Source organism: Bacillus cereus group sp. Bc031 (assembly GCF_027716265.1).
Taxonomy (GTDB): domain Bacteria; phylum Bacillota; class Bacilli; order Bacillales; family Bacillaceae_G; genus Bacillus_A; species Bacillus_A paranthracis.
Map to the genome: position 1 here is coordinate 1 of NZ_JAQFUL010000086.1, position 20,782 is coordinate 20,782.

Consider the following 20,782-nt stretch of genomic DNA (forward strand, 5'->3'; position numbering starts at 1 on the left):
AACATCTCTTAGGGTTATTTGGTGCACCCTTTTTTAAGTTTCCTATTTATAAAATTCCTCTTGACTTCTCATAGTTGATCTTTTTCATTATTATATTCAAAGCTTGTTTTTTTGCTATTATCAACTAATAAATAGTATGAAAGGTAGTGTATTATTGCGTAATACTTTAAAATTCGGCTTATGTATTGAGAAAATAAAATATTATTACAGGTTTAATAAGTAAAGACTTACAAAGCTCTAAACTATAATCAGTAGGAGGCCACAAGCAGTGCAATTCCCAGCTAATTTCTTAGCTTCATCCGAATTTTGAGGTATGAATTTTACTGCCATTAAAGCGTGATACACAAAACCACCTTTCTGACAGGTGGTTTTGTGTACTAATTTACATATACATTGTTCATATTTTTATAGTTACATAATTATTAGTTACTTAATATACTTGTTAACTAAAAATAAGACAATTTTTCGTTTTATCTCAAGTACTCATAGTACCATTTACGTGCATCTAACCAAGCTGTAAATTTATCGATATTTCCGGACGGATAGCCATTCGTTATAGCATAACCAATGCCATCTTTCTGAACGACAATTTGTCCATCAATACCCGCATCAACCATCGCCTGAGCCAAAGCTTGTAAATTGCTAAATGCTACACCACCAGTTTTTACTTTGAGCAAGTCCGTTGCACCTCCTCCAGTTTGTCCTGTAAGAGCAAATACAATAGAATTAGCGATTTTATCAACATTCCATTTTGCCATGTCGGATTCATTATCAATAAATCCTAATTCAATAAGAATAGCCGGTGCTTTCGTTCCATTTAATACTGCTAAATCTGTACGTTGTTTCGCACCTCGATCACGCCATCCAATATCTTTTGCTAGTTGAGCTGAGATTTTAGCCGCCAAATCTTTCTGATCATAATACAAAACCTCAACACCCTGTCCATTTCCATCACTTGCATTAAGATGAAAAGAAATAACTAAATCCACAGCATGGGAATTGCTATTCCGAATGATATTATTTAAATTTTGTGATTGAGTTGTCCCTACCTCGTCCGTATCGTCATAAACCGTGTGTCCTAGGGACCTTAACTTAGTCGCCACAGCATCTTTAACTTGCCTATCTAGAACGTGTTCTTTCCGATTCCCGAAATTAGCACCTTGAACAATACTATTGTGTCCTCCGTGCAAACTATATCTGGCCATTATTTATCAACATCTCCTTTCTTAATATCATATTCAAAACTTGTCTTATTGCTATTCCCACTTACAATCTTAACTGTACCCATACATCCTACATTTTCTAAAAGTGAAGGCAATTCGTTTTCGTTATAAAAAGTGGTGACACGAACAAAAAGCATCACCTTTTTGGCGATGCTTAAAAACTCTATTTTACGTTTTAATTCCCTAAAAACAGTTTAAGCTCATAGTGACTGAAACTATACTTATATTTCCTTCTCTTCCTTCACTGCCTCTTTCAACCTCTGCAACATATATCCAATTCCTTTACATCCTTCTAACGGATATGTAATTATTTCTTCTGGATATAGCTTTGTTACTACTTTTTTATGCTTTTCCCCTGCAAGTAAGACGATTTCGTCAAACTGTAGTAAACTTTTATCTACCATCTGTTTTTGTAATTGCTCTATACTTATTACCTTATCGCTCTTTGAATCAAACGCAAGATCATAGTTTTCTAGTACAATATCATTTGGCCTTAAAAATCCATGCTTCGCTGATAATATAACCCAATTCTCGAAAAACATAGTTGCATACGATTGACATGCTTTTCCGAACGGGCTAATATATACATCTTTTGCCTCCATCGGTCCGTAATCAGGATACTTATCCCAAATTTTCTTCTTTCCGCATGGAATTATGCATAACCTTTTCATCGTTTTTTCTTACCTCATTTCTAACTTTTTAAATATAAAAATATAGAACCCTCTACTTCTTCATACTCAGCTTCTATATCTCCAACCCCCAATACATTCCATCCATTATTTGTTTCTTTCGGTTTTTTGTTTATTTTGATATGAACTTTTGTCATATTTTTAAAATCTTCTTCAAAAGATGCTAAAACAGGCTGATTTATCATATATGTTTTATTATGTATACCTACACTTAAAAATGTTTTATGTAATGCTTTATTTCCGTTTAACTTTACATTCATTGGATTAAACGAATTTAATTTTATATTGCCTATAATATACAAATGATACCCCTTCTCCCCATAAAAGTGGTTGAAATCCTTATCTCTTTCGTCTTGAACAAAATGAAGGATTTGCTTCGTTTCTTTACTTATTGTAATTTCATTATTTAAACTCAAATCCACCTTTATATTTTGTTTTAAAAAAGCATATAACGATTTATCACTATTAAAGAAGCTTTTTTTCCATTCAGGTAGGACTTCATCTAATAATAAACATAAAAGCATTCCTGAGCTATAGCAGCTCTTTCTAATGTTACAATTAGCTTCATATGCATCTAAAATGAGTCCGCTATATTTTCGTAATGTGTCGCTTTCATCATTTTTACATACTGCATTGTAAGCATTCATTTCAACATACCAAGCAGGCCCCTCTATACTTTCAATCATATGCTCATATGTTATAAAATCTTCTCCCATAACACTAGCTCTTTGCTCTCTTAGATTAATAAATTGCTTAATATAATTAATTTTCTCTTCTTGAGATTTACAATGAACAGCATCATATAAACAAATTCGTTCTTTATTTCGTAATTCTGTGTTTTCTTCTATTATAGGATATTGAAATCCTATAGATTCATTTGGAAATCTACTTTCTTTATTCAAATATTGATGACAATGAAAAAGTTCATGCACCACAATCGCAAGTAAACTTGCATAATCTTTATATCTATTCATATTCACGATAGCAGTTGGATAATCTTTGAATAGAATACAAGTATCACCTTTAAATTGTTCATCCCACTTTAAAACACTATACTCATCATTATCTTTCAAAAATAGAGGATGATGAAATACATACACATGCTCATCATCGTATAGTGCAAATGCAGCCCTCTTAAAACCAGGCCATAGCGTATTCAATAATTCTATACTTACATCTTTCTTTATTCGATTTAATATATTGTTCATTATATGTAACACCCCTATATCATTCTACATACACCTATTCTATTCCACTTAAAAACAACCCTTTTATTTACATAAATATTAGAAAAACATATTTGTTATCTCAAGCTATAATGTGTTATATAAATATACATGTGGTGATTTTCTGAAAAGGAGGTGAACAAATGAAAAATATACTCCCTGCACTAGTACTCTATATTATTGTTTGCGTAATCGCTATGATTGCTCCAGCATCTCAAAGTTATAATCATGCGGGCTGGAAGTTGTTTGTTGGGCAAGCGTATGCTATACCTATTTTTCTCATTACAGCTATTATTACATTTTATATAAACAAGAAAAAATCTACGAATAAACAGTTATAAGGATAGCGAATGCTATTCTTATTTTAATTCATTGATCACATCCAAAATAACACTTGCAGTACTTTCTATCCTTTCTTCCGAAAAATCAAACGTGACACCTGTTTTTTCATATATTTCTTGTATAGATAAATTCCAATCTGCACTCGCACCTTCTTTAAAGAAAGCAATCGCTTTTTCTGGGTCTTCCCAGTAAATTTGAAACAATTGCATTGCTCCTATTTGTGCAATTGCATATTCAATTTTATAAAAAGGAAACTGAACATAGTGAAAGGACTCTATCCAGCTTGCACCGATTTCATCCTCTAATCCTGCAAGGTCGACTGTTGAATATTGATATCTTTTGCATAGTTCGGCGTATTTCTTATCACGTTCTTCTGATGTATGGTTTGGATTCGCATAGATCCAGTGCTGGAATACATCTCCTGCAATTGACGACATTAATAAAGACAAAGCACGATATATTTGTACGCGTTGCACTTCTTTATATTCATCCTCTTGCTTATAAAAAACATTCAGCTTATCCATTACTAATAACTCAAGACTGAGGGAATAAAGTTCAGCCACCTCTTCGCGCAGATATCTTTCCTGCATACTACTATCGTTTTTAAATTGTTTATAAAAATGAAATGCATGCCCCACTTCATGTATAAGTGCATTAATTGCATAAAATGAAGGACTAAAATTAGAATACACAAAAACCTCTTTACTATGAGGCAAGGTAAAACAAATAGCTCCTGGTGCTTTATTTTCACGTTCTTCTACGTCAATGCATCCAGCTTTCCTTATATGAATAAATTTCTCATAAAAATATAAATCTGTCTTTCGAAATATTTCTTCCACGCCATTTAATAAATCAATCACATTTTGGAATGGGACTTTTGGTAAATTACATGGAGAAAGATCCCAAGGGCGATACGTTTTTACACCGAGATTCTTTTTAGAAATACTCCCTAATTGTTTCCAGATTGGTACAACATACTTTTCTATAGATTCATGAAGCTTATAGCAATCTTCAATATTATAATCTCTGTTTTTTTGTTTACAAGCATATTCACTATAATTATTAAACCCTGCATTTAAAGCTATCTCATTCCGCAATTGTATAAGTTCATTCATAATACGATCCACTTCTGGTTTCACTGCACTCCTTGCTTCACATAAAGCGTACCAAGCTTTTTCGCGAATAGCTCTATTTGGGTTATCTAGCTTTGCTTTAACGTGTGCATACGTCTTTTGCTCGCCTTCCCAATTAATTGTTATGTTAGACATTATTTCTCTATACTTCGTAATGCACTCTTGCTCTTTAATAGAAAGAGCAATGTTTTTTTCATTAAACATTTTACTCTTTACAAATCTTGCTTTTTTCATAAATGCATATTTTCGCTCGTCTAATAAGTTAGAAAACGGACACTCTATAAATTTTTGGTCAAACTTTGCATTGTATCTTTTTAAAAGTGGTTGAATTGTATTTTGATTATACATATGTAAATCATGCATATTTCTGTTACCTGTATCTCTATACGTGGCGATTAAACTACTTGTTATCTTCTCTTCTATTTCAGCGTTTACACGCAATTCATCGAAAAGCCAATTTTCTAATTCTAAAACAGAAGTAATATTTCGCTCTAAAAGTGACTGTAATTTACTCTCCAAATCATTAAACATACACAACTCTCCTTTTAAAAATCTAATTTTCTGTTTTTTAGAGAAAGAAAAAGACAAGTAGCCAATCTGACTACTTGTCTTTTTGTTAAATCATACTCAATAATATTACGCTTGGAATGCTTCTGTTAATACTGGTACGATTTGTTTTTTACGAGATACTACACCTTTTAATGTAGCAGTATTGTTTTCTAGGGATACGTTGTATGCTTTCTCAACAACGTTTGCTGCTTTACCGATCGCAAGACCGACAGAATCGTTAGTTAAGATATCAGTTACAACGAATAAGAATAGGTCTAAACCTTTTTCTTCTACTACTGCAGAGATAACTTTTTCAAGTTCAGCTTGGTGTACAAGAACGTCATTTGTATCAACAGCGTTTACTTGTGCGATTTCAACTTTCGCATTACCCATTTGGAATTCTTTAGCGTCAAGAGAGATTAATTGCTCCATTGTTTTTCCGCTTAAGTCAGCACCAGCTTTTAACATTTCTAAGCCGTATTTGTCAGCATCTACACCAGCGATTTCCGCTAATTCACGAGCTGCTGCTACGTCTTGCTCTGTGCAAGTTGGAGATTTGAATAGTAAAGAATCTGAAATGATTGCAGATAACATTAAACCTGCAACTTCTTTACGAATTGTAATGCCGTTTTCTTTGTACATCTTGTTTAAAATTGTAGCTGTACAACCAACTGGCTCACAACGGTAGTAAATAGGATCGCTTGTTTCAAAGTTAGCAATACGGTGATGGTCAATAACTTCTAACACACGAACTGATTCGATATCGTTAGCACTTTGTTGACGCTCGTTATGGTCAACTAAAATAACGTTGTCCACTTCGCTTGCAACTGTTTCAACAAAACGCGGTCCTTCTACTTTAAAATAGTCTAACGCAAATTGAGTTTCACCGCTGATTTCGCCTAAACGTACAGGCTCAGCATTCATTCCTAATTCTTTTTTCAATTCTGCATAAGCAATTGCAGAACAAATTGCATCTGTATCTGGGTTTTTATGCCCGAAAACTAGTACTTTTTCCATGTTTTCCACCTCTTCATGAAAAGGATATCTTAAAGAAGCAAATATGACAATATTTAAAGCATAATTTTTTATAAATAATTGCACTTTCTTCTATATTTTTCATCGTTTTTCGTAAAAAAGATCATCTAAAATGAATTAGATGATCGAAATGTATACTTTATTTAAAATAAAGTAGGAACTTGCACTACATGATTTAGCACGTTATTTGATGCTAAACCGTTATTTACAAGGTTAACATCTATAACTTGATAAAATGCATTTCCAGTATCTGCGATTTCCCACACAGCTAAAATAAGGTGATATCCATTTCTATCAGTTGGCACATTTGCTTCATGTGTTACGGAAGTTCCAGGTCTAGCTCCTCCATCATTTTTTACATAGAAAGGCACTAAATCTAAATCAGACCTCGTTAAAGGCTTATTCGGATTCCAATCTTTCTTCGTAATATAATATTTCCACTCTTTCGTACTATGAGGAGCCGTTAGTTTCCACTTGAATGTATTCGTCCCACCGTTTAACGTAACTTTCTTCCACCTATCTACAGTCTGTACATCTAAAGCAGGGAAATGGCCAGCTCCTGCGATTTGACCATCCGAAGGTCCTAATTGCGGGAATCCACCTATTCCTTCTACACTTTGCGGCTCATATTGAATTGGACCGCAGTTTACATTTACCCCTTGCTTACATAAATAAGAACGGCTCGCTGGTGATTCTACGTATCCATGAGCTGAAGCTTTTTCTGAAAAACCGAAAGTTAACAATCCTGTAAGTAATATCCCACCACTTAATATAACTTTCTTCACCTTCTGTAAACCTTTCGTTTTCATCTCGTCATCCCCTTTCCCATAATAAAGCGAAAATAACTATAGTTGCCTAGTCATCTTATCTACATCCATTATAAGTCGAGGAACATTACGAAAAGAACCCTCTAAAAACTTTCTCAAATTCAATTAGCACATTAATTAAATTCAAATAACACCGCTAGAGAAATATAGACGGTGTTAAAAATCAAACTTTATTATTTTAAGCATGACAGCATTTTAATCATCACTTATAAAAATTTATAATAAATAACTGTTGCATCTAAATTACCATTTGGAGAAATTGCGTATTCTGGTATTTTGCCAGCTTCTTGATAATCTAATGATTTATATAATTTATTCGAAGGATCTCCTTCTCTAGTATCTAGCACTAAAAGAGTCCTGTTTTCTTGCTTCGCTCGTTCCTCTGCTTTGCGCATAAGTGAACGTCCAATGCCATTACGTCTAAAGTTTGGATGAGTCATTAACTTACAAATTTCAGCTCTATGAATCCCATTAGGCTTTGTAACGAAATGTAATTGAATACTCCCTGCCACTTCATTATTTATTTTAGCAACATATAAGATCACTTCTGGTGCTAAAACAGTTTCCCAATACTTCGCTGATTCTTTTTGATCCAGTGGAGGTAAAAAACCAATTGACGCCCCATCATTTACAACCGTTTTCAAAAGTTCAGAAAGCTCTTCCATATCATCATTTATTTTCTTAATCTCTTCAATTACTAAATTTTGCATTACTAATCCCCCTTTTGTTTCATTGTACCAATTTTTAAAGGAGGAATAATGATATACTAAGATGAAATTCTTTAAAACATGATTTTTTAGGGAAAGGATAACGATATGAAATATATAGTAGATAGAACATATGCAAAAGAATTACTCGAATGGGCATATGAACAAAACCCCGGTCCTTGGTTTGAACATTCAATAAATGTTGCTCAGGCAACTGAAAACATAATTATAGAACTTATTAAAAATGGGTATAACCTAGATGCTGATATAGCATATAATGCTGCCCTTTTGCATGATATCGGAAGATACAAAGGTTTTACCAAATCGGTCATTCATTCCTACGATGGTTATATGTATATGAATGATTTAGGGTATACAGGAAACGCTGTTATTTGTGTTACACACTCATTCCCATGCAAAAATGAACATATAGATATCGCAGCGGAGTGGAGTCTCGTTCCTGATCATATGAGAATCCAGTTAGTTGAAATATTGAATGAACATTGTAACTACGATTTATACAATAAAGTAATTACTCTTTGTGATGCTCTTGCTGACGCGGATGGTTTTACTACGCTGGAAAGAAGATTGATTTCCGTTGGTTTACGTCACGGTACAACGTCTCATACATCATTACATTGGAAAGGGTTTTATGCAATTAAGAAAGAATTAGAAGCTTTAATCGGTAAAAGCATATACACAGTTCTTCCTGATGTAGAGAATTCGATTTATGAAGATATAAAATATTAAAATGAATACAAATGTAATTTCACATAAAAAACGTTTTAAACTTTATGTTTAAAACGTTTTTTTCTATTCAATGCTTATGATTTTTCAGTTCTGTTAAACACTCTTGCACTAAAGTTACCGCTTGACTCATTGCAGCTCCACCAGCAAATGCTTCTGATACACCACACGCTTCCAGAATTTCTTTATCTGAACACCCTTGATCAAGACACCCTTTTGTATGATAAACGGTACAATATTCATCTTGCGTTGCTAGACTAATTCCTAATGCAATAAGTTGTTTTTCTCTTTTTGTTAAAGAACCCTCTTGAAAACAAGCTTGCGTGAATGCATTATATGTTTCAGCAATTTCAGGAATTTGGTTTGTAAAACTACCGATTCCTTCTTTATAATGATGTAGAACGTCATTTACTGAACTATGATGTTGTTCGTGTTCCATCTTATTATTACCCCCATTCAAATTATCTGTACCTACTGTAGTATGTGATGAAAAGAAGGCAATATACCTCGTTCAATAGAGTGAATGTTCAGTTTATTTAAACTACAGTTTCAGACTATCATCCACTACCTCTTGTTCTTTAACATTTTTTCTTTGAACCTCTTTACTTCTTTCTTCCCAAAATGTTAAACCTTCAATTCCTGCATTTTTAGGATCAAATACTGGATCTTTCCCTTCTTTTTTCTGCGCTTCATAATCTTTTAACACTTTTAATGCGATTTTACTTAATAGTAGAATCGCAATTAAGTTTAACCATGCCATACTACCAATTCCTAAATCCCCAAGATTCCATAAAAGCGACGCTGATTCTACGCTACCGATATAAACCATAATTAAAAACCCAATTTTTAATACTGGTTTTAACCAGCTATATTTAACCTCACGATCTAAATAAGTAAGTGTCGTTTCAGCGATATAGTAGTAAGCGAGTAAAGTTGTAAATGCGAAGAAGAAAATTGCGATTGAAATGAATAATGGTCCAAATCCCGTCATAACAGTTTCAACAGCTTGTTGTGTATAGATTGGACCAGCATCTACATTCCCCATATTCTTTACAATAGCGCTTTTCCCTTCAGGTATAACATTATACATACCTGTTATTAAAATCATAAGAGCTGTCGCTGTACATACGACAATTGTATCAATGTATACAGAAAAGGCTTGAACTAACCCTTGTTTTGCTGGGTGAGATACTTCAGCCGCAGCAGAGCTATACGTCGCTTCTCCAACGCCAGCTACATTTGAAAATACAGCGCGCTTTACGCCCCATGCAATTGCTGCACCGACGATTCCACCAAACATTTCATTTATACCGAAAGCACTAGAGAAAATTAAAGCGAACATACTTGGAATTTCCGTTACATTCGCTATTAATACGATACATGTAACAATTACATATCCAATTGCCATAAATGGAACGAGCATTTGTGAAACGCCTGCAATTCTCTTTACGCCACCAAAAATGATTGCCGCTAATAATATGACTAACAATATACCAGTTATATATTTGCTAATACCATTAGAGTTTTCGAATCCAACTGCGATACTACTAGATTGAATACCTGGTAATAAAACACCATATGAAAGTGTTACAACGACTGCTACAATGATTGCAAACCATTTCATTTTCAATCCTTTTTCAATGAAATATGGTGTACCACCGCGATATTCATTTCCAACTTTACTTTTATATACTTGAGATAATGTTGATTCAACAAATGCACTAGCTGCTCCTAATAGAGCCATTACCCACATCCAAAATACAGCTCCCGGTCCGCCGAAAGCGATAGCTGTTGCGACCCCTGCAATATTACCTATTCCGACCCTACCTGATAAGGCTAAACAAAATGCTTGAAAGGATGAAATTCCCGTCTCCGAGCTCTTCCCTTCAAATAATAGTTTAATCATCTCTTTAAAATAACGAATTTGTAGAAAACGAGTTGCAATAGTAAAATACACCCCTGCCCCTAATGCGAAAATAACTAGCCCTATACTCCATACTTGCCCTACTAACCACTCTACTAATTGCTCCATCCAAATCCCCCTTATCATTCTTTAGAACACTATTTTATATATAAGAAAACGGACAACTATTATGAAAACTTCCAGTTGTCCGTCTATCTCATTATTTCATCTCTCTATTACTTTATATTTACCCAAACACTTTTCACTTCTGTGTAATTATCAAGCGCATATGAACCTAACTCACGGCCGATACCAGATTGTTTAAATCCACCAAATGGTGCCGCTGCATTTTCTAAGTTATAATCATTAATCCATACCGTTCCTGCCTTTAATTTATTGGCAACTTGATGTCCTGTTTTAATATTTTGTGTCCATACGCCTGCAGCGAGTCCGTAAGAAGAGCGATTTGCTCTTTCAATTACTTCTTCCGTTGAATCAAATGGAAGTACAACGACAACTGGACCGAAGATTTCTTCCTTAACTATCGTCATATCGTCAGTAACATCTATGAATACGGTTGGCTGTACAAAATAACCTTTTTCAAATGCACGTTCACCACCAGCAGCAACAGTCGCGCCTTCAGCTTTTCCTTGTTCAATGTAATGTAGTACACGCTCTTGTTGCTTTTTAGATACGAGAGGACCCATTTCCGTTTCCTTCTCCATACCTGCTCCAAGTTTCACGTTATTCGCCATTTTTACTAGTTCATTTACGACTGTTTCGTAATGTTTTCGGTGAACGAACACGCGAGATCCAGCACTACAATTTTGGCCGTGATTATACATAATACCTTGGAATGCACCGTTAATCGCTTCTTCTAAATCAGCATCTTCTAAAATGATATTTGGTGATTTACCACCAAGTTCTAACGTTACATGTTTAATTGTTTCTGCAGATTGACGCATAATATATTTTCCTGTAACTGTTGAACCTGTGAAGGCTACTTTATCAATATCATGATGGTTTACAATTGCAGCTCCCGCTTCAGGGCCGAAACCTGGCACAAAGTTTACAACACCATCTGGAAAACCTGCTTCTTTAAAAAGTTTCGCTGTATATAATAACGATAAAGGAGTTTGCTCTGCTGGTTTTAATACGATCGTACAACCTGTTGCTAGTGCAGCTCCCATTTTCCAAGAAGACATAACGAGCGGAAAATTCCAAGGAATAATTTGACCTACAACACCAACAGGTTCATGGCGTGTGTAATTTAAATAATCTTTTGAAATCGGAATGGTTTGCCCGATAATTTTCGTAGCCCATCCCGCATAATAGCGATAATTTTCTACAGTCGCTGCAATATCATCATCCAGTGCTACTTGATATGGCTTCCCATTATCTAAAGCTTCTAACTGCGCCAATTCTTCTCCATGCTCTTCAATTAAGTCTGCTAATTTATAAATAAGATGTGCTCTTTCAGCAGTAGTCATTTCTGCCCAAGGTCCTGATTCAAATGCAGATCGTGCCGCTTTTACTGCGACATCGATATCCTCTTCTTGTGCTTCGCATACGACCGCTAAAACATCTTCAGTTGCTGGATTGTATGTTTCAAACGTCTTCCCGCTAATTGAAGGAACAAATTCACCATTAATAAACATTTTAATTTCTTCATTTAAAAACGCTTTCACTTTTGGTTTTAGTTCAATGTTTTTCGTTAACATATATGCTCTCCCCCTTATTTAAACAGCTGCATGAGCTGCAATTTTTGAAATAATCGTTTGAAGTTTTTGCTCTTCTTCTTCAGTTAATCCGAGTCTCGGATAACGTGAAGGTCCTCCAGCTTGCCCGTATAATTCCATTGATCGTTTCACGATTTGTACATATTTTCCTGACCCTTCAAGAAACTCACAAAGAGGTAAAATAGCGTCGTTTATTTCCCAAGCTTTTTCTAATTCACCATTTTGGAAATGCTCATACATTTTTGTAACAAGTCCCGGTACGATATTACCTGCTACTGAAACCCAGCCCGTCGCACCAACTAAATAAGATTCCATAACTAAATCTTCAGATCCACAGAACACTTGAAAAGCACCTTCGCCTTGTCTTACTAAATCTCTCGCTTTTCGAATATCTCCGCTAGATTCTTTAATATGTGTAACATTTTCACAGTCTTTTCCAATACGTAGCATGAGTTCTGTACTCATATCAACACCAGATGTAAACGGGTTATTGTATAACATAATTGGAATATTTACAGCGTTTGAGATTTCTTTAAAATGAAAATATATTTCCTCTTCTTTCGGTTTACAATAATACGAATTTATAATTAATGCACAATCCGCTCCATGCGCTTCTACATGTTTCGTATATTCAATCGTCTCTTTCGTCGTCTCCGCAGCAGTTCCAACAATAACTGGTATACGACCATCAACTTCTTTTAATACTGTTTCTACCATTTTAAATCGTTCTTCTTTTGATAAACTCACAAACTCTCCTGTGCTTCCATTAATAATAATGCCAGCCACTTTTTGCTCAATAAAGTAGTTTACGTTTTGTTTTACACCGTTCCAATTAATCTCTTGAAACTCATCCATCGGTGTGATTAATACTGGAAATGCCCCTTTAATACTTTTCATATTTATCTCTCCCTTTACTATTTTATTTTAATAAAAATCCTGTCGGAAACGGATCTGTAGGATCTAATAGAAACGTCTGCATCCCTGTAATAAATCCTCTACTTTCAAAACGGAAAATGTAACCTATTTCTTCCTTCTTCACTTTTTCAACAGTTATAAAGCTATTACATATACTTTCATTTATAAAAGGTTTATCCGCTATATAATTATTTTTAAATAACGCGTGAACATAAGACACAATAGTAGAAACAAAACCTGGCGATCGTACGATAAAGTTATCTTCATGAAAGGTAATCGACTTTATATGGTTCTTTTCTTTTTGCGAAGAATCTACTAAAATAAGCCTTTTTATTAACGACTGTTTTTGTATAGCTTGTAGTGTACTTTCTCCCCATTTTTTCAATTCAGAAATGTTTTCAATATGAATTTCTGGTGAATACGCATCTTTTTCTACAACTGCGTATACTTTATCTGCCTGTATGAGAGAGTAACTTATATGTTCAACTTGTAAATTTTTCTCAATCATATAACATACTTTACTTTCAAACGAAACAGATACAACTTCATCATGCTCTACATACGCATGAACTAAAAATATGCCAGATAACGTTTCGATTTTGTATTGATTCGTCTCTCTCTTTTTTACATACCCACTTTCTAGTAACATCGTTATGACTGCGACAATACCTCCGTAATGAAGAGGTATTGACCCTTCATGATTAAAAAATAATACAGCTGCATCGATTTCCGGATGAATAGAAGGAACGACGATACATCCATTTAAACCGATAAAACCACGCGGTTCATTTAATAAAAGCTGCATTTCTTCCGCTAATTCACCTGAAAATTGTTCGTTTAATTGTTCTAAATTGTAGTAGTACTTGCATGGTACATCTTTGATTACACGGAATACCTCGCCATTTACGTGTACGTCTACTGCTGTATACATTTTTTGAATGTTCATTTTACATCCTCCGTTTCATGTTCCATCGGCGGAATTAGCAAAAAGCCTTCTTTCAGTGGATCCTTTTCATTGTAAAAAAATCTATGCATCCCCATAAGCCAAGCTGAACCTGTAATTTTCGTTACGACAGCTTCCATATTTTCAACATTTGTCGTATTTATGACACAACCTTTAAATAAAGAGCCAACGATACTCTCGTGAACAAACTCTTCATCAATCTCAATTTTTTGGTTAGCATATAATACCGCTAACTTTGCTGATGTTCCTGTACCACATGGAGAACGATCAATTCCTCCAGGCGGAACGACAACTGTATTTTTCACATGCGCACTTTCATGTGTAGGATCTGTATAAAACTCCACATGGGTTAATCCTCTAATAAACGAATGCTCTGGATGAATGATTTCAAATTTCTCATTAATGATATTTCTTATATGAATTGCCTTATCTATGATTATAGATGCGTTTTCTGGTACTAACTCTAACCCTACTGATTTCGCATCGATAATGGCATAAAAATTCCCTCCATACGCAATATCCGCCTCTACAGTTCCAATGTCTTCGACGTCTACAGTAATGTGTTTCAGTAAAAAAGCTGGTATGTTACAAAAGGAGACTTCTTTCGCTTTTCCATCTTGAACAAAGATATCCACTTCAACTAACCCGGCTGGCGTGTCTAACTTTAACGAGGTAATCGGTTCAACTACCGGAATTAAACCTGATTCAATTAAAGTTGTACATACACCAATTGTATCGTGACCACACATCGGTAAATATCCACCTGTCTCTATGTAAATAACACCAATATCTGCTTCAGGATGACACGGATCTGTTAATAGTGCTCCTGACATTACATCATGACCACGCGGTTCATTCATTAACAATTTGCGAATCCAGTCATACTCCTTTTTCATATGTAACATCTTCTCTGCCATCGTCTCGCCTATTAACTTAGGCAGGCCGCTAATCAATGTTCTCGTTGGATTCCCGCCCGTATGTGTATCAATCGTCGTAAAGACTCTTTGTGACCTCATCCGTTTAACACCCTTTCTGTAAAACGACTCAAACGAAGTGGTTCAATAGGAATGATTGTTTCTTTTTCATTTAATAACTCTTCAATCACTTTTCCTGTAACTGCGGCAAGACTAATGCCATCCCCCTCATGCCCTGCTGCTATAAAGTAATTTGGGATATGTTCCACACGTGAAATAATCGGCAAATGATCTTCTGTCCACGGGCGTAATCCAGCATAGGAACGAATCACCATCATATCCGCCATTTTCGGATAAAAACGTATTGCTCTGTTCGCAATACATTTAATAACCTCGTTATTTATCCTCGTATGAAACCCTACAAACTCTCTACTACTACCAATTAAAAAATTTTGGCTTTCTGTCGGCTCAAACACAAGAGCTACCCCATATTTTTCAGTTAAAGCATCCACTTTTCGTTGTCCGCCAAATTTAGAAATTAAATAACCAAATTCCATTACTTTACGGCAACCAACGTGTTGTTGCCTTGAAGCTACAATAATATGCCCTTTTTTCGGTTCAATTGGGATATTTATATCCAACATTTGTCCGATTTTCGGAGCCCACACACCCGCTGCGTTCACCACTTGCTTCGCAGTAAACGTCCCATTTGTCGTTTCTACAATAAAGGAACCTTCTTTATCTCTTTTCATTTCTTTTACTTCCGTATGATTAAAAGCCTTCGTACCATATTTCTTCGATTCTGCAAGAAGTGAAAAAGCAAGAAGATATGGATTTACAGTCGAATCTGTTGCGCATTCTAACCCGCCTAATAAATCATCTGCAAAAAATGGCGATTCTGCTCTTATATCTTGCCTATCAAGCATTCGAAACGGTAAACCCGCTTCTTTTTGACGATTCACCCATTGCTGCGCTGCTTCCATCTCTTCATCCGACTCACATACAAGAATACTTCCTGGTGCCCTATATTCAAATGAGTGCTCTAACTCTTCACTTAAATCCGTTACTAATTTTTGACTTACTAACGACATTTGACTATCAAATCCTGGGTCTTTATCAATAGCCAAAATATTTCCATCGCAGCGTGAAGACGTCCCGCTGACAAATTCTCCTTTTTCAATGATTGTTACGTCTCTTCCGTATTTTGAAGTGTAATAAGCGATCGAGCAGCCAATAATACCGCCGCCAATTATTAAAACGTCGCAGTGCCTCACAAAATACTCCTCCTTCCCCTAAAGCTCTCACTTTCTTTTATGCAATTGACGTGCCAACTGTACATATATACAATTTTTATAAATAATATTTTTATTTGTAAAAATATTTTAAATTTATCACAAATAAGTGTATTATTTTTTTATCACTGTCAAAATTTTTATACATAATAGGAGGACAATATGGCATTCTCATTTCCCACAATAAAAGAATTTCTAAAAATTTTATCCATTAATCATACATACTGCTTGCAACATATTGAGCAAATTAACGGAAAGTATTATTACCGCCCTTCTACTACAGAAAAATATAACTGCGCAGTAATATATGAAGATGAATCATTCACCGCTTTAATTGACGCGTTTTCCAATGAAATAGTCGTTATCATAATGAACGAAAATAAAGAGCCTATATGCTGTATAACAGCTCAGCAAATCATCCCGTTTCTTGTTAAGTCATACAATGAACTCCATTCTTTTTATAACACCGTAATACAAACAACGGATTCTTCCGTTACAGTCATCGATGATAAAGAACGCGTTTGCACCTGGACAGATGGCGCCGAGAAGATCTTTTCAGTCAAGCATAATGAGATTATTGGGCAACCTATCACTCGTTTTTTTGACTATAAAGATTTGGAAATTTTGCAATCATTACATGACGGAAAAAGTATAATCGCTCAGTTCCATCAACCTCGTCCAGATTTGTTCGTATTAATTAACTCAAATCCAGTTTATTGTAACGATGAAATTATAGGAGCAGTCGTTTCAGAAACTGACGTTACAAATCAAGTCGCATTAAATGAAAAACTATTCAATATGTCACATGAAATGCACCGTTTAGAACAAGAAGTAGCAAAGTATAAAGATGAATCAGACCCTTTTCTTGCGATGAATGGAAAGAGCCCCGTTATACAAAGAACGATACAATTAGCTAGAAAAGTTTGTTCGGTGAAATCAACTGTTTTAATACTCGGTGAAAGTGGTGTTGGAAAAGAAGTATTTGCGAAAGCAATTCATGATGCAAGTGAAGCAGCTAAAGCTCCATTCATTTCAATTAACTGTGGTGCCATTCCAGAGGCGTTATTTGAAAGCGAATTATTCGGCTATGAGCGCGGGGCGTTTTCTGGTGCAAATAATAAAGGTAAGAAAGGTAAAATAGAGCTCGCCCAAGGTGGCACATTATTTCTTGATGAAATAGGAGAAATGCCGCTCGATATGCAAGTGAAACTTTTACGTGTACTACAAGAACGAAAATATTACCGAGTTGGTGGAGAAAAAGAGATTCATATTGACTTCCGTATTATCGCTGCTACCAATCGTGATTTACAAGAAGAAATGAGAAAAGGCACGTTCCGAGAAGATTTATACTATCGCCTAAATGTAGTTAGTTTGCATATTCCACCGCTGCGCGAAAGACGCGAAGATATTATTGAATTAACCTATTCTTTCTTAAACGATTTTTCAATAAACTATAACAGACCCATTCGCGACTTACCTTCAAGCATTATGCATGAACTGCTTCATTACAATTGGCCAGGTAATATTCGCGAGCTCCGTAACGTTATTGAAAGACTTGTCGTATTTGCGACTGACGGTATTATAAAGCAAGAATATTTACCATTTCATACAACCGAAACTTTAGATAATCATGCGGCTCATTCCTTATTACTCAGCAATAATAATACAATCCTCTCTTTACAAGAAGAGATGGAGGAACATGAGAAAAAGGTCATTGAGAGGGCTTTACGCATTTTGAATGGAAATAAATTAGAATGTGCGAAACAACTTGGTGTTACGAGGGCCACTTTATATAACCGTTTAAAAAAGCTCGGGTTACAATAAACCTTACCTCCTCTATATTGGCATAGTTTTTGCATTATATAATTTGTGCAAACCGAACTAGAGGAGGAATACATATGACGAATAAAGACCACTTAATTGTTTGTCGATGTGAAGAAGTTACATACGGTCAACTTCAATCGACAATTGCTGATTATAAATGCTCGGCAAGAGAATTAAAACTAAGAACACGTGCTGGCATGGGATTTTGCGGTGGCCGCACATGTAGAATGATGATAGATCGAATGATTGAACATGCAACTCCAGGCGTAACTACAAATGATATTCCATTGAAATATCAACCACCGGTACGAGCAGTTACTTTTGGATCGGTAGGTGAAAGTAAATGAGTAGAATTACACATCACCCTATTTTAGGGAGTTTACATAATAGTAATCGCATTACTTTTCAATTTAACGGTCAACAATATGAAGCATATGAACATGAAACGATTGCGGCCGCTTTACTTGCAAACGGAATAAGAACATTAAGAGTGCACGAAGATAACGGGACACCGCGAGGTATTTACTGTAATATCGGACATTGTTCTGAATGCCGCGTCACAGTAAACAATCAAGCAAACGTACGAGCATGCTTAACTGTCGTTGAAAAAGATATGGTTGTTGCTAGTGGTAAACAGCATCCAAATATCGTGAGAGAGATGGTGAAAAAGCGATGAATGATGTCATAATTATCGGAGCTGGCCCAGCGGGTTTATCAGCCTCTATCTCTTGCGCTCGATTTGGACTGAATGTACTTGTTATTGATGAATTTATGAAGCCTGGCGGAAGATTGTTAGGACAATTACATCAAGAACCTACTGGAGAATGGTGGAACGGGATAAAAGAATCAAAACGCCTTCACGAAGAAGCACAATCTCTTTCAGTTAATATTCAATGTGGCATTTCCGTCTATAATTTAGATAAAGATGAAAGTTCTTGGTACGTACATACGAATATCGGTACGTTAGAAGCACCGTTCGTTTTACTTGCTACTGGCGCTGCTGAGTACTCCATTCCCCTTCCCGGTTGGACACTTCCAGGAGTCATGTCAATCGGGGCAGCCCAAGTAATGACAAATGTTCATCGCGTTCAAGTTGGGGAAAAAGGAATCATTATTGGTGCTAACATTTTGTCATTCGCTATTTTGAATGAATTACAATTAGCAGGCATCAAAGTTGAACATATCGTACTTCCTGAAAAAAGTGAATTAAGTCAACAGGCTGGAGAACCAGAAGAAGTTTTAAACTCTCTTTTAAATGCGGCTCATCTCGCTCCTTCTGCTTTTCTACGCATAGGTAGCCATTTTATGAAATATGACTGGATTCGAAAAGCCGGATTAACCTTCTATCCAAACAGCGGAATGAAAATAAACGGTACACCTCTTCACCTTCGAAAAGCAGCTCTTGAAATTATCGGAACAAATCAAGTTGAAGGTGTACGCATTGCTAATATTGATACGAAAGGAAATATCGTAACCGGATCGGAACAAATATATGAAGCAGACTTCGTTTGTATTGCCGGTGGCTTATATCCTCTCGCTGAACTAGCCGCTGTAGCTGGCTGTCCGTTCCGTTACATTCCGGAATTAGGCGGGCATGTTCCTCTCCATTCCGAAACAATGGAAACCCCTCTTTCTGGTTTATTTGTAGCCGGCAATATAACTGGCATTGAAAGCGGGAAAATTGCAATGGCACAAGGGACTGTTGCTGGATATTCAATTGTAAAACAGGCAAATAAAAAATCCCATTCTGTGGAACAACAATTGCAACAAGCAATCCAACATGTACATGCGGTACGTCAACAAGCTGCCATTCAATTTAACCAAGGTGTTGATGTCGGTAGACGGAAAATGAATGAAATTTGGCGTGATTATTCCCTTGCATATGCACATACTAAAAAGAGCTGCTGAGAATACTCTCAACAGCTCTTTTTCCTACTCATCTGAGTTATTAAATTTCGCTAACGCGTAAATACCTTCTTCATCATCTAATTCAAGTTGTAATCTCGCCGCAAATGAATTGACATTATATTCTCTGTCAAGTAATAAGCGTAGTGCTTCGATTAAGTTCGCTTGAATTAAAATTTGCTGGCGACCATTTACCTCTACTTCAGCAGAAAAACCATAGCCATCGTCGTACATAAGTTCAACTAAAACTTCTTCTGGACCAACTTGTCTTTTTTCAGCGATATATACGCAAAGAGCATTGATCAGTTCTTGTTCAGAAATTTTTATCGTTTCCATGCTACTTCATCTTCCTTTTTCTTACGTTGATCTTTGAAGTATTTAAATGCACGAATTGCTAACATTACGATACCAGCCATTACTAACATATTTACCATAAATGCTAATACAGAACCAAGAGCTCCCATATTTGCAAATAAGCTACCCATTAGTAAACCACCGAGACCACCTAGTAATAAACCTTTCATAAAGCTTCCTTTATTACTTTTTGGTGCTGTATTTGTTGCTTTTGTTTTTGAATCAGGAGTCGTTTTTTGAGAATTTACATTTGAGTCTTTTTTGTTTAAATCAACTTTTGACTTTTGACCTGAACTTGGTGTAAACGACTTTTTACCAGATTTGTAACTCTTCGCTGCTGCGTGATCTACAAACATGAAGCTACTAGCTCCAAAGATAACCATGAATGCTGTCATGACTGCTACAAGTTTTTTCAACAATAGAAATAGGTAAGACTTTGAGGTTATCTCCATCTTTTCCCCTTCTCCACACCGTACGTGAGACTTTCACCTCAT

At 35.6% G+C, this 20,782-nt stretch carries 22 protein-coding genes; 6 read left to right on the forward strand and 16 right to left on the reverse strand.

Translation table 11 applies throughout. The features are described from left to right. Positions 1–470: 470 nt before the first annotated feature. The 3 genes from PDQ33_RS23735 to PDQ33_RS23745 all read right to left on the reverse strand — a co-directional run bounded on the left by PDQ33_RS23735 (position 471) and on the right by PDQ33_RS23745 (position 3,120). Positions 471–1,205, reverse strand: a complete 735-nt coding sequence (locus tag PDQ33_RS23735) for an N-acetylmuramoyl-L-alanine amidase (RefSeq protein WP_000135295.1) — start codon at positions 1,203–1,205, stop codon at positions 471–473. A 239-nt stretch (positions 1,206–1,444) separates the two neighbouring features. Beyond that, complete coding sequence (locus PDQ33_RS23740) at positions 1,445–1,894, reverse strand: DUF6884 domain-containing protein (RefSeq protein ID WP_270756720.1); 450 nt, start codon at positions 1,892–1,894, stop codon at positions 1,445–1,447. Between the two features lie 20 nt (positions 1,895–1,914). After that, entirely contained in the window at positions 1,915–3,120 is a 1,206-nt protein-coding gene (locus tag PDQ33_RS23745; RefSeq protein WP_270756721.1) for a peptide ABC transporter permease, read from the reverse strand. Between the two features lie 161 nt (positions 3,121–3,281). Here PDQ33_RS23745 and PDQ33_RS23750 point away from each other — a divergent pair, with 161 nt between their 5' ends. Next, complete coding sequence (locus PDQ33_RS23750) at positions 3,282–3,479, forward strand: DUF4017 family protein (protein WP_000789869.1); 198 nt, start codon at positions 3,282–3,284, stop codon at positions 3,477–3,479. Positions 3,480–3,497: 18 nt separating this feature from the next. Here the strand turns inward: PDQ33_RS23750 and PDQ33_RS23755 are convergent, their stop codons facing one another. The 4 genes from PDQ33_RS23755 to PDQ33_RS23770 all read right to left on the reverse strand — a co-directional run bounded on the left by PDQ33_RS23755 (position 3,498) and on the right by PDQ33_RS23770 (position 7,734). Further along, positions 3,498–5,144, reverse strand: a complete 1,647-nt coding sequence (locus PDQ33_RS23755; RefSeq protein ID WP_071741982.1) for a M3 family oligoendopeptidase — start codon at positions 5,142–5,144, stop codon at positions 3,498–3,500. A gap of 105 nt (positions 5,145–5,249) precedes the next feature. Beyond that, complete coding sequence (gene ppaC, locus PDQ33_RS23760; protein WP_000416855.1) at positions 5,250–6,179, reverse strand: manganese-dependent inorganic pyrophosphatase; 930 nt, start codon at positions 6,177–6,179, stop codon at positions 5,250–5,252. Positions 6,180–6,340: 161 nt separating this feature from the next. Next, positions 6,341–7,006, reverse strand: coding sequence for a lytic polysaccharide monooxygenase (locus PDQ33_RS23765; protein ID WP_000850064.1), 666 nt, complete (start codon positions 7,004–7,006; stop codon positions 6,341–6,343). A 224-nt stretch (positions 7,007–7,230) separates the two neighbouring features. Further along, positions 7,231–7,734, reverse strand: coding sequence for a GNAT family N-acetyltransferase (locus tag PDQ33_RS23770; protein WP_001180575.1), 504 nt, complete (start codon positions 7,732–7,734; stop codon positions 7,231–7,233). A 105-nt stretch (positions 7,735–7,839) separates the two neighbouring features. Here PDQ33_RS23770 and PDQ33_RS23775 point away from each other — a divergent pair, with 105 nt between their 5' ends. Further along, a complete protein-coding gene (locus tag PDQ33_RS23775; protein WP_000875266.1) occupies positions 7,840–8,481 on the forward strand; it encodes an HD domain-containing protein in 642 nt (213 codons plus the stop codon). Between the two features lie 67 nt (positions 8,482–8,548). Here PDQ33_RS23775 and PDQ33_RS23780 read toward each other — a convergent pair whose 3' ends face one another. From PDQ33_RS23780 to PDQ33_RS23810, 7 genes are all read right to left on the reverse strand, one after another. Continuing rightward, positions 8,549–8,917 (reverse strand): carboxymuconolactone decarboxylase family protein, encoded by a 369-nt coding sequence (locus PDQ33_RS23780; protein WP_270756722.1) that lies wholly within the window; start codon positions 8,915–8,917, stop codon positions 8,549–8,551. Between the two features lie 102 nt (positions 8,918–9,019). Next, on the reverse strand, positions 9,020–10,510 hold the full coding sequence (locus tag PDQ33_RS23785; protein WP_061130589.1) for an alanine/glycine:cation symporter family protein: 1,491 nt from the start codon (positions 10,508–10,510) through the stop codon (positions 9,020–9,022). A gap of 107 nt (positions 10,511–10,617) precedes the next feature. Then, positions 10,618–12,102: an aldehyde dehydrogenase family protein gene (locus PDQ33_RS23790; RefSeq protein WP_061130588.1), complete on the reverse strand. Its 1,485-nt coding sequence runs from the start codon at positions 12,100–12,102 to the stop codon at positions 10,618–10,620. Between the two features lie 18 nt (positions 12,103–12,120). Then, positions 12,121–13,017, reverse strand: coding sequence for a 4-hydroxy-tetrahydrodipicolinate synthase (gene dapA / locus PDQ33_RS23795; protein WP_270756723.1), 897 nt, complete (start codon positions 13,015–13,017; stop codon positions 12,121–12,123). 22 nt (positions 13,018–13,039) lie between these two features. Continuing rightward, a complete protein-coding gene (locus PDQ33_RS23800) occupies positions 13,040–13,981 on the reverse strand; it encodes a proline racemase family protein (RefSeq protein ID WP_061130586.1) in 942 nt (313 codons plus the stop codon). Beyond that, entirely contained in the window at positions 13,978–15,015 is a 1,038-nt protein-coding gene (locus PDQ33_RS23805; RefSeq protein WP_270756724.1) for a proline racemase family protein, read from the reverse strand. Before PDQ33_RS23805 ends, PDQ33_RS23800 begins: the two co-directional genes overlap by 4 nt. Continuing rightward, positions 15,012–16,187: an NAD(P)/FAD-dependent oxidoreductase gene (locus tag PDQ33_RS23810; RefSeq protein ID WP_061130584.1), complete on the reverse strand. Its 1,176-nt coding sequence runs from the start codon at positions 16,185–16,187 to the stop codon at positions 15,012–15,014. The genes PDQ33_RS23805 and PDQ33_RS23810 overlap by 4 nt, the downstream gene beginning before the upstream one ends. 180 nt (positions 16,188–16,367) lie before the next feature. Here PDQ33_RS23810 and PDQ33_RS23815 point away from each other — a divergent pair, with 180 nt between their 5' ends. The 4 genes from PDQ33_RS23815 to PDQ33_RS23830 all read left to right on the forward strand — a co-directional run bounded on the left by PDQ33_RS23815 (position 16,368) and on the right by PDQ33_RS23830 (position 19,937). Beyond that, entirely contained in the window at positions 16,368–18,029 is a 1,662-nt protein-coding gene (locus tag PDQ33_RS23815; protein ID WP_048557936.1) for a sigma-54 interaction domain-containing protein, read from the forward strand. 74 nt (positions 18,030–18,103) lie between these two features. Then, on the forward strand, positions 18,104–18,376 hold the full coding sequence (locus PDQ33_RS23820) for a (2Fe-2S)-binding protein (RefSeq protein WP_000182233.1): 273 nt from the start codon (positions 18,104–18,106) through the stop codon (positions 18,374–18,376). After that, positions 18,373–18,705, forward strand: coding sequence for a (2Fe-2S)-binding protein (locus tag PDQ33_RS23825; protein WP_000087049.1), 333 nt, complete (start codon positions 18,373–18,375; stop codon positions 18,703–18,705). Before PDQ33_RS23820 ends, PDQ33_RS23825 begins: the two co-directional genes overlap by 4 nt. After that, the gene (locus PDQ33_RS23830) at positions 18,702–19,937 is read left to right on the forward strand and encodes an NAD(P)/FAD-dependent oxidoreductase (protein ID WP_061130583.1); all 1,236 of its coding nucleotides are present in this window, start codon (positions 18,702–18,704) and stop codon (positions 19,935–19,937) included. Before PDQ33_RS23825 ends, PDQ33_RS23830 begins: the two co-directional genes overlap by 4 nt. A 24-nt stretch (positions 19,938–19,961) precedes the next feature. On the opposite strand, the gene PDQ33_RS23835 is transcribed toward PDQ33_RS23830, so the two are convergent. Together PDQ33_RS23835 and PDQ33_RS23840 are read right to left on the reverse strand one after the other, a co-directional pair. Further along, the gene (locus PDQ33_RS23835; RefSeq protein ID WP_270756725.1) at positions 19,962–20,270 is read right to left on the reverse strand and encodes a YxcD family protein; all 309 of its coding nucleotides are present in this window, start codon (positions 20,268–20,270) and stop codon (positions 19,962–19,964) included. After that, a complete protein-coding gene (locus tag PDQ33_RS23840; RefSeq protein WP_000914477.1) occupies positions 20,258–20,707 on the reverse strand; it encodes a hypothetical protein in 450 nt (149 codons plus the stop codon). The genes PDQ33_RS23835 and PDQ33_RS23840 overlap by 13 nt, the downstream gene beginning before the upstream one ends. Positions 20,708–20,782: the final 75 nt, after the last annotated feature.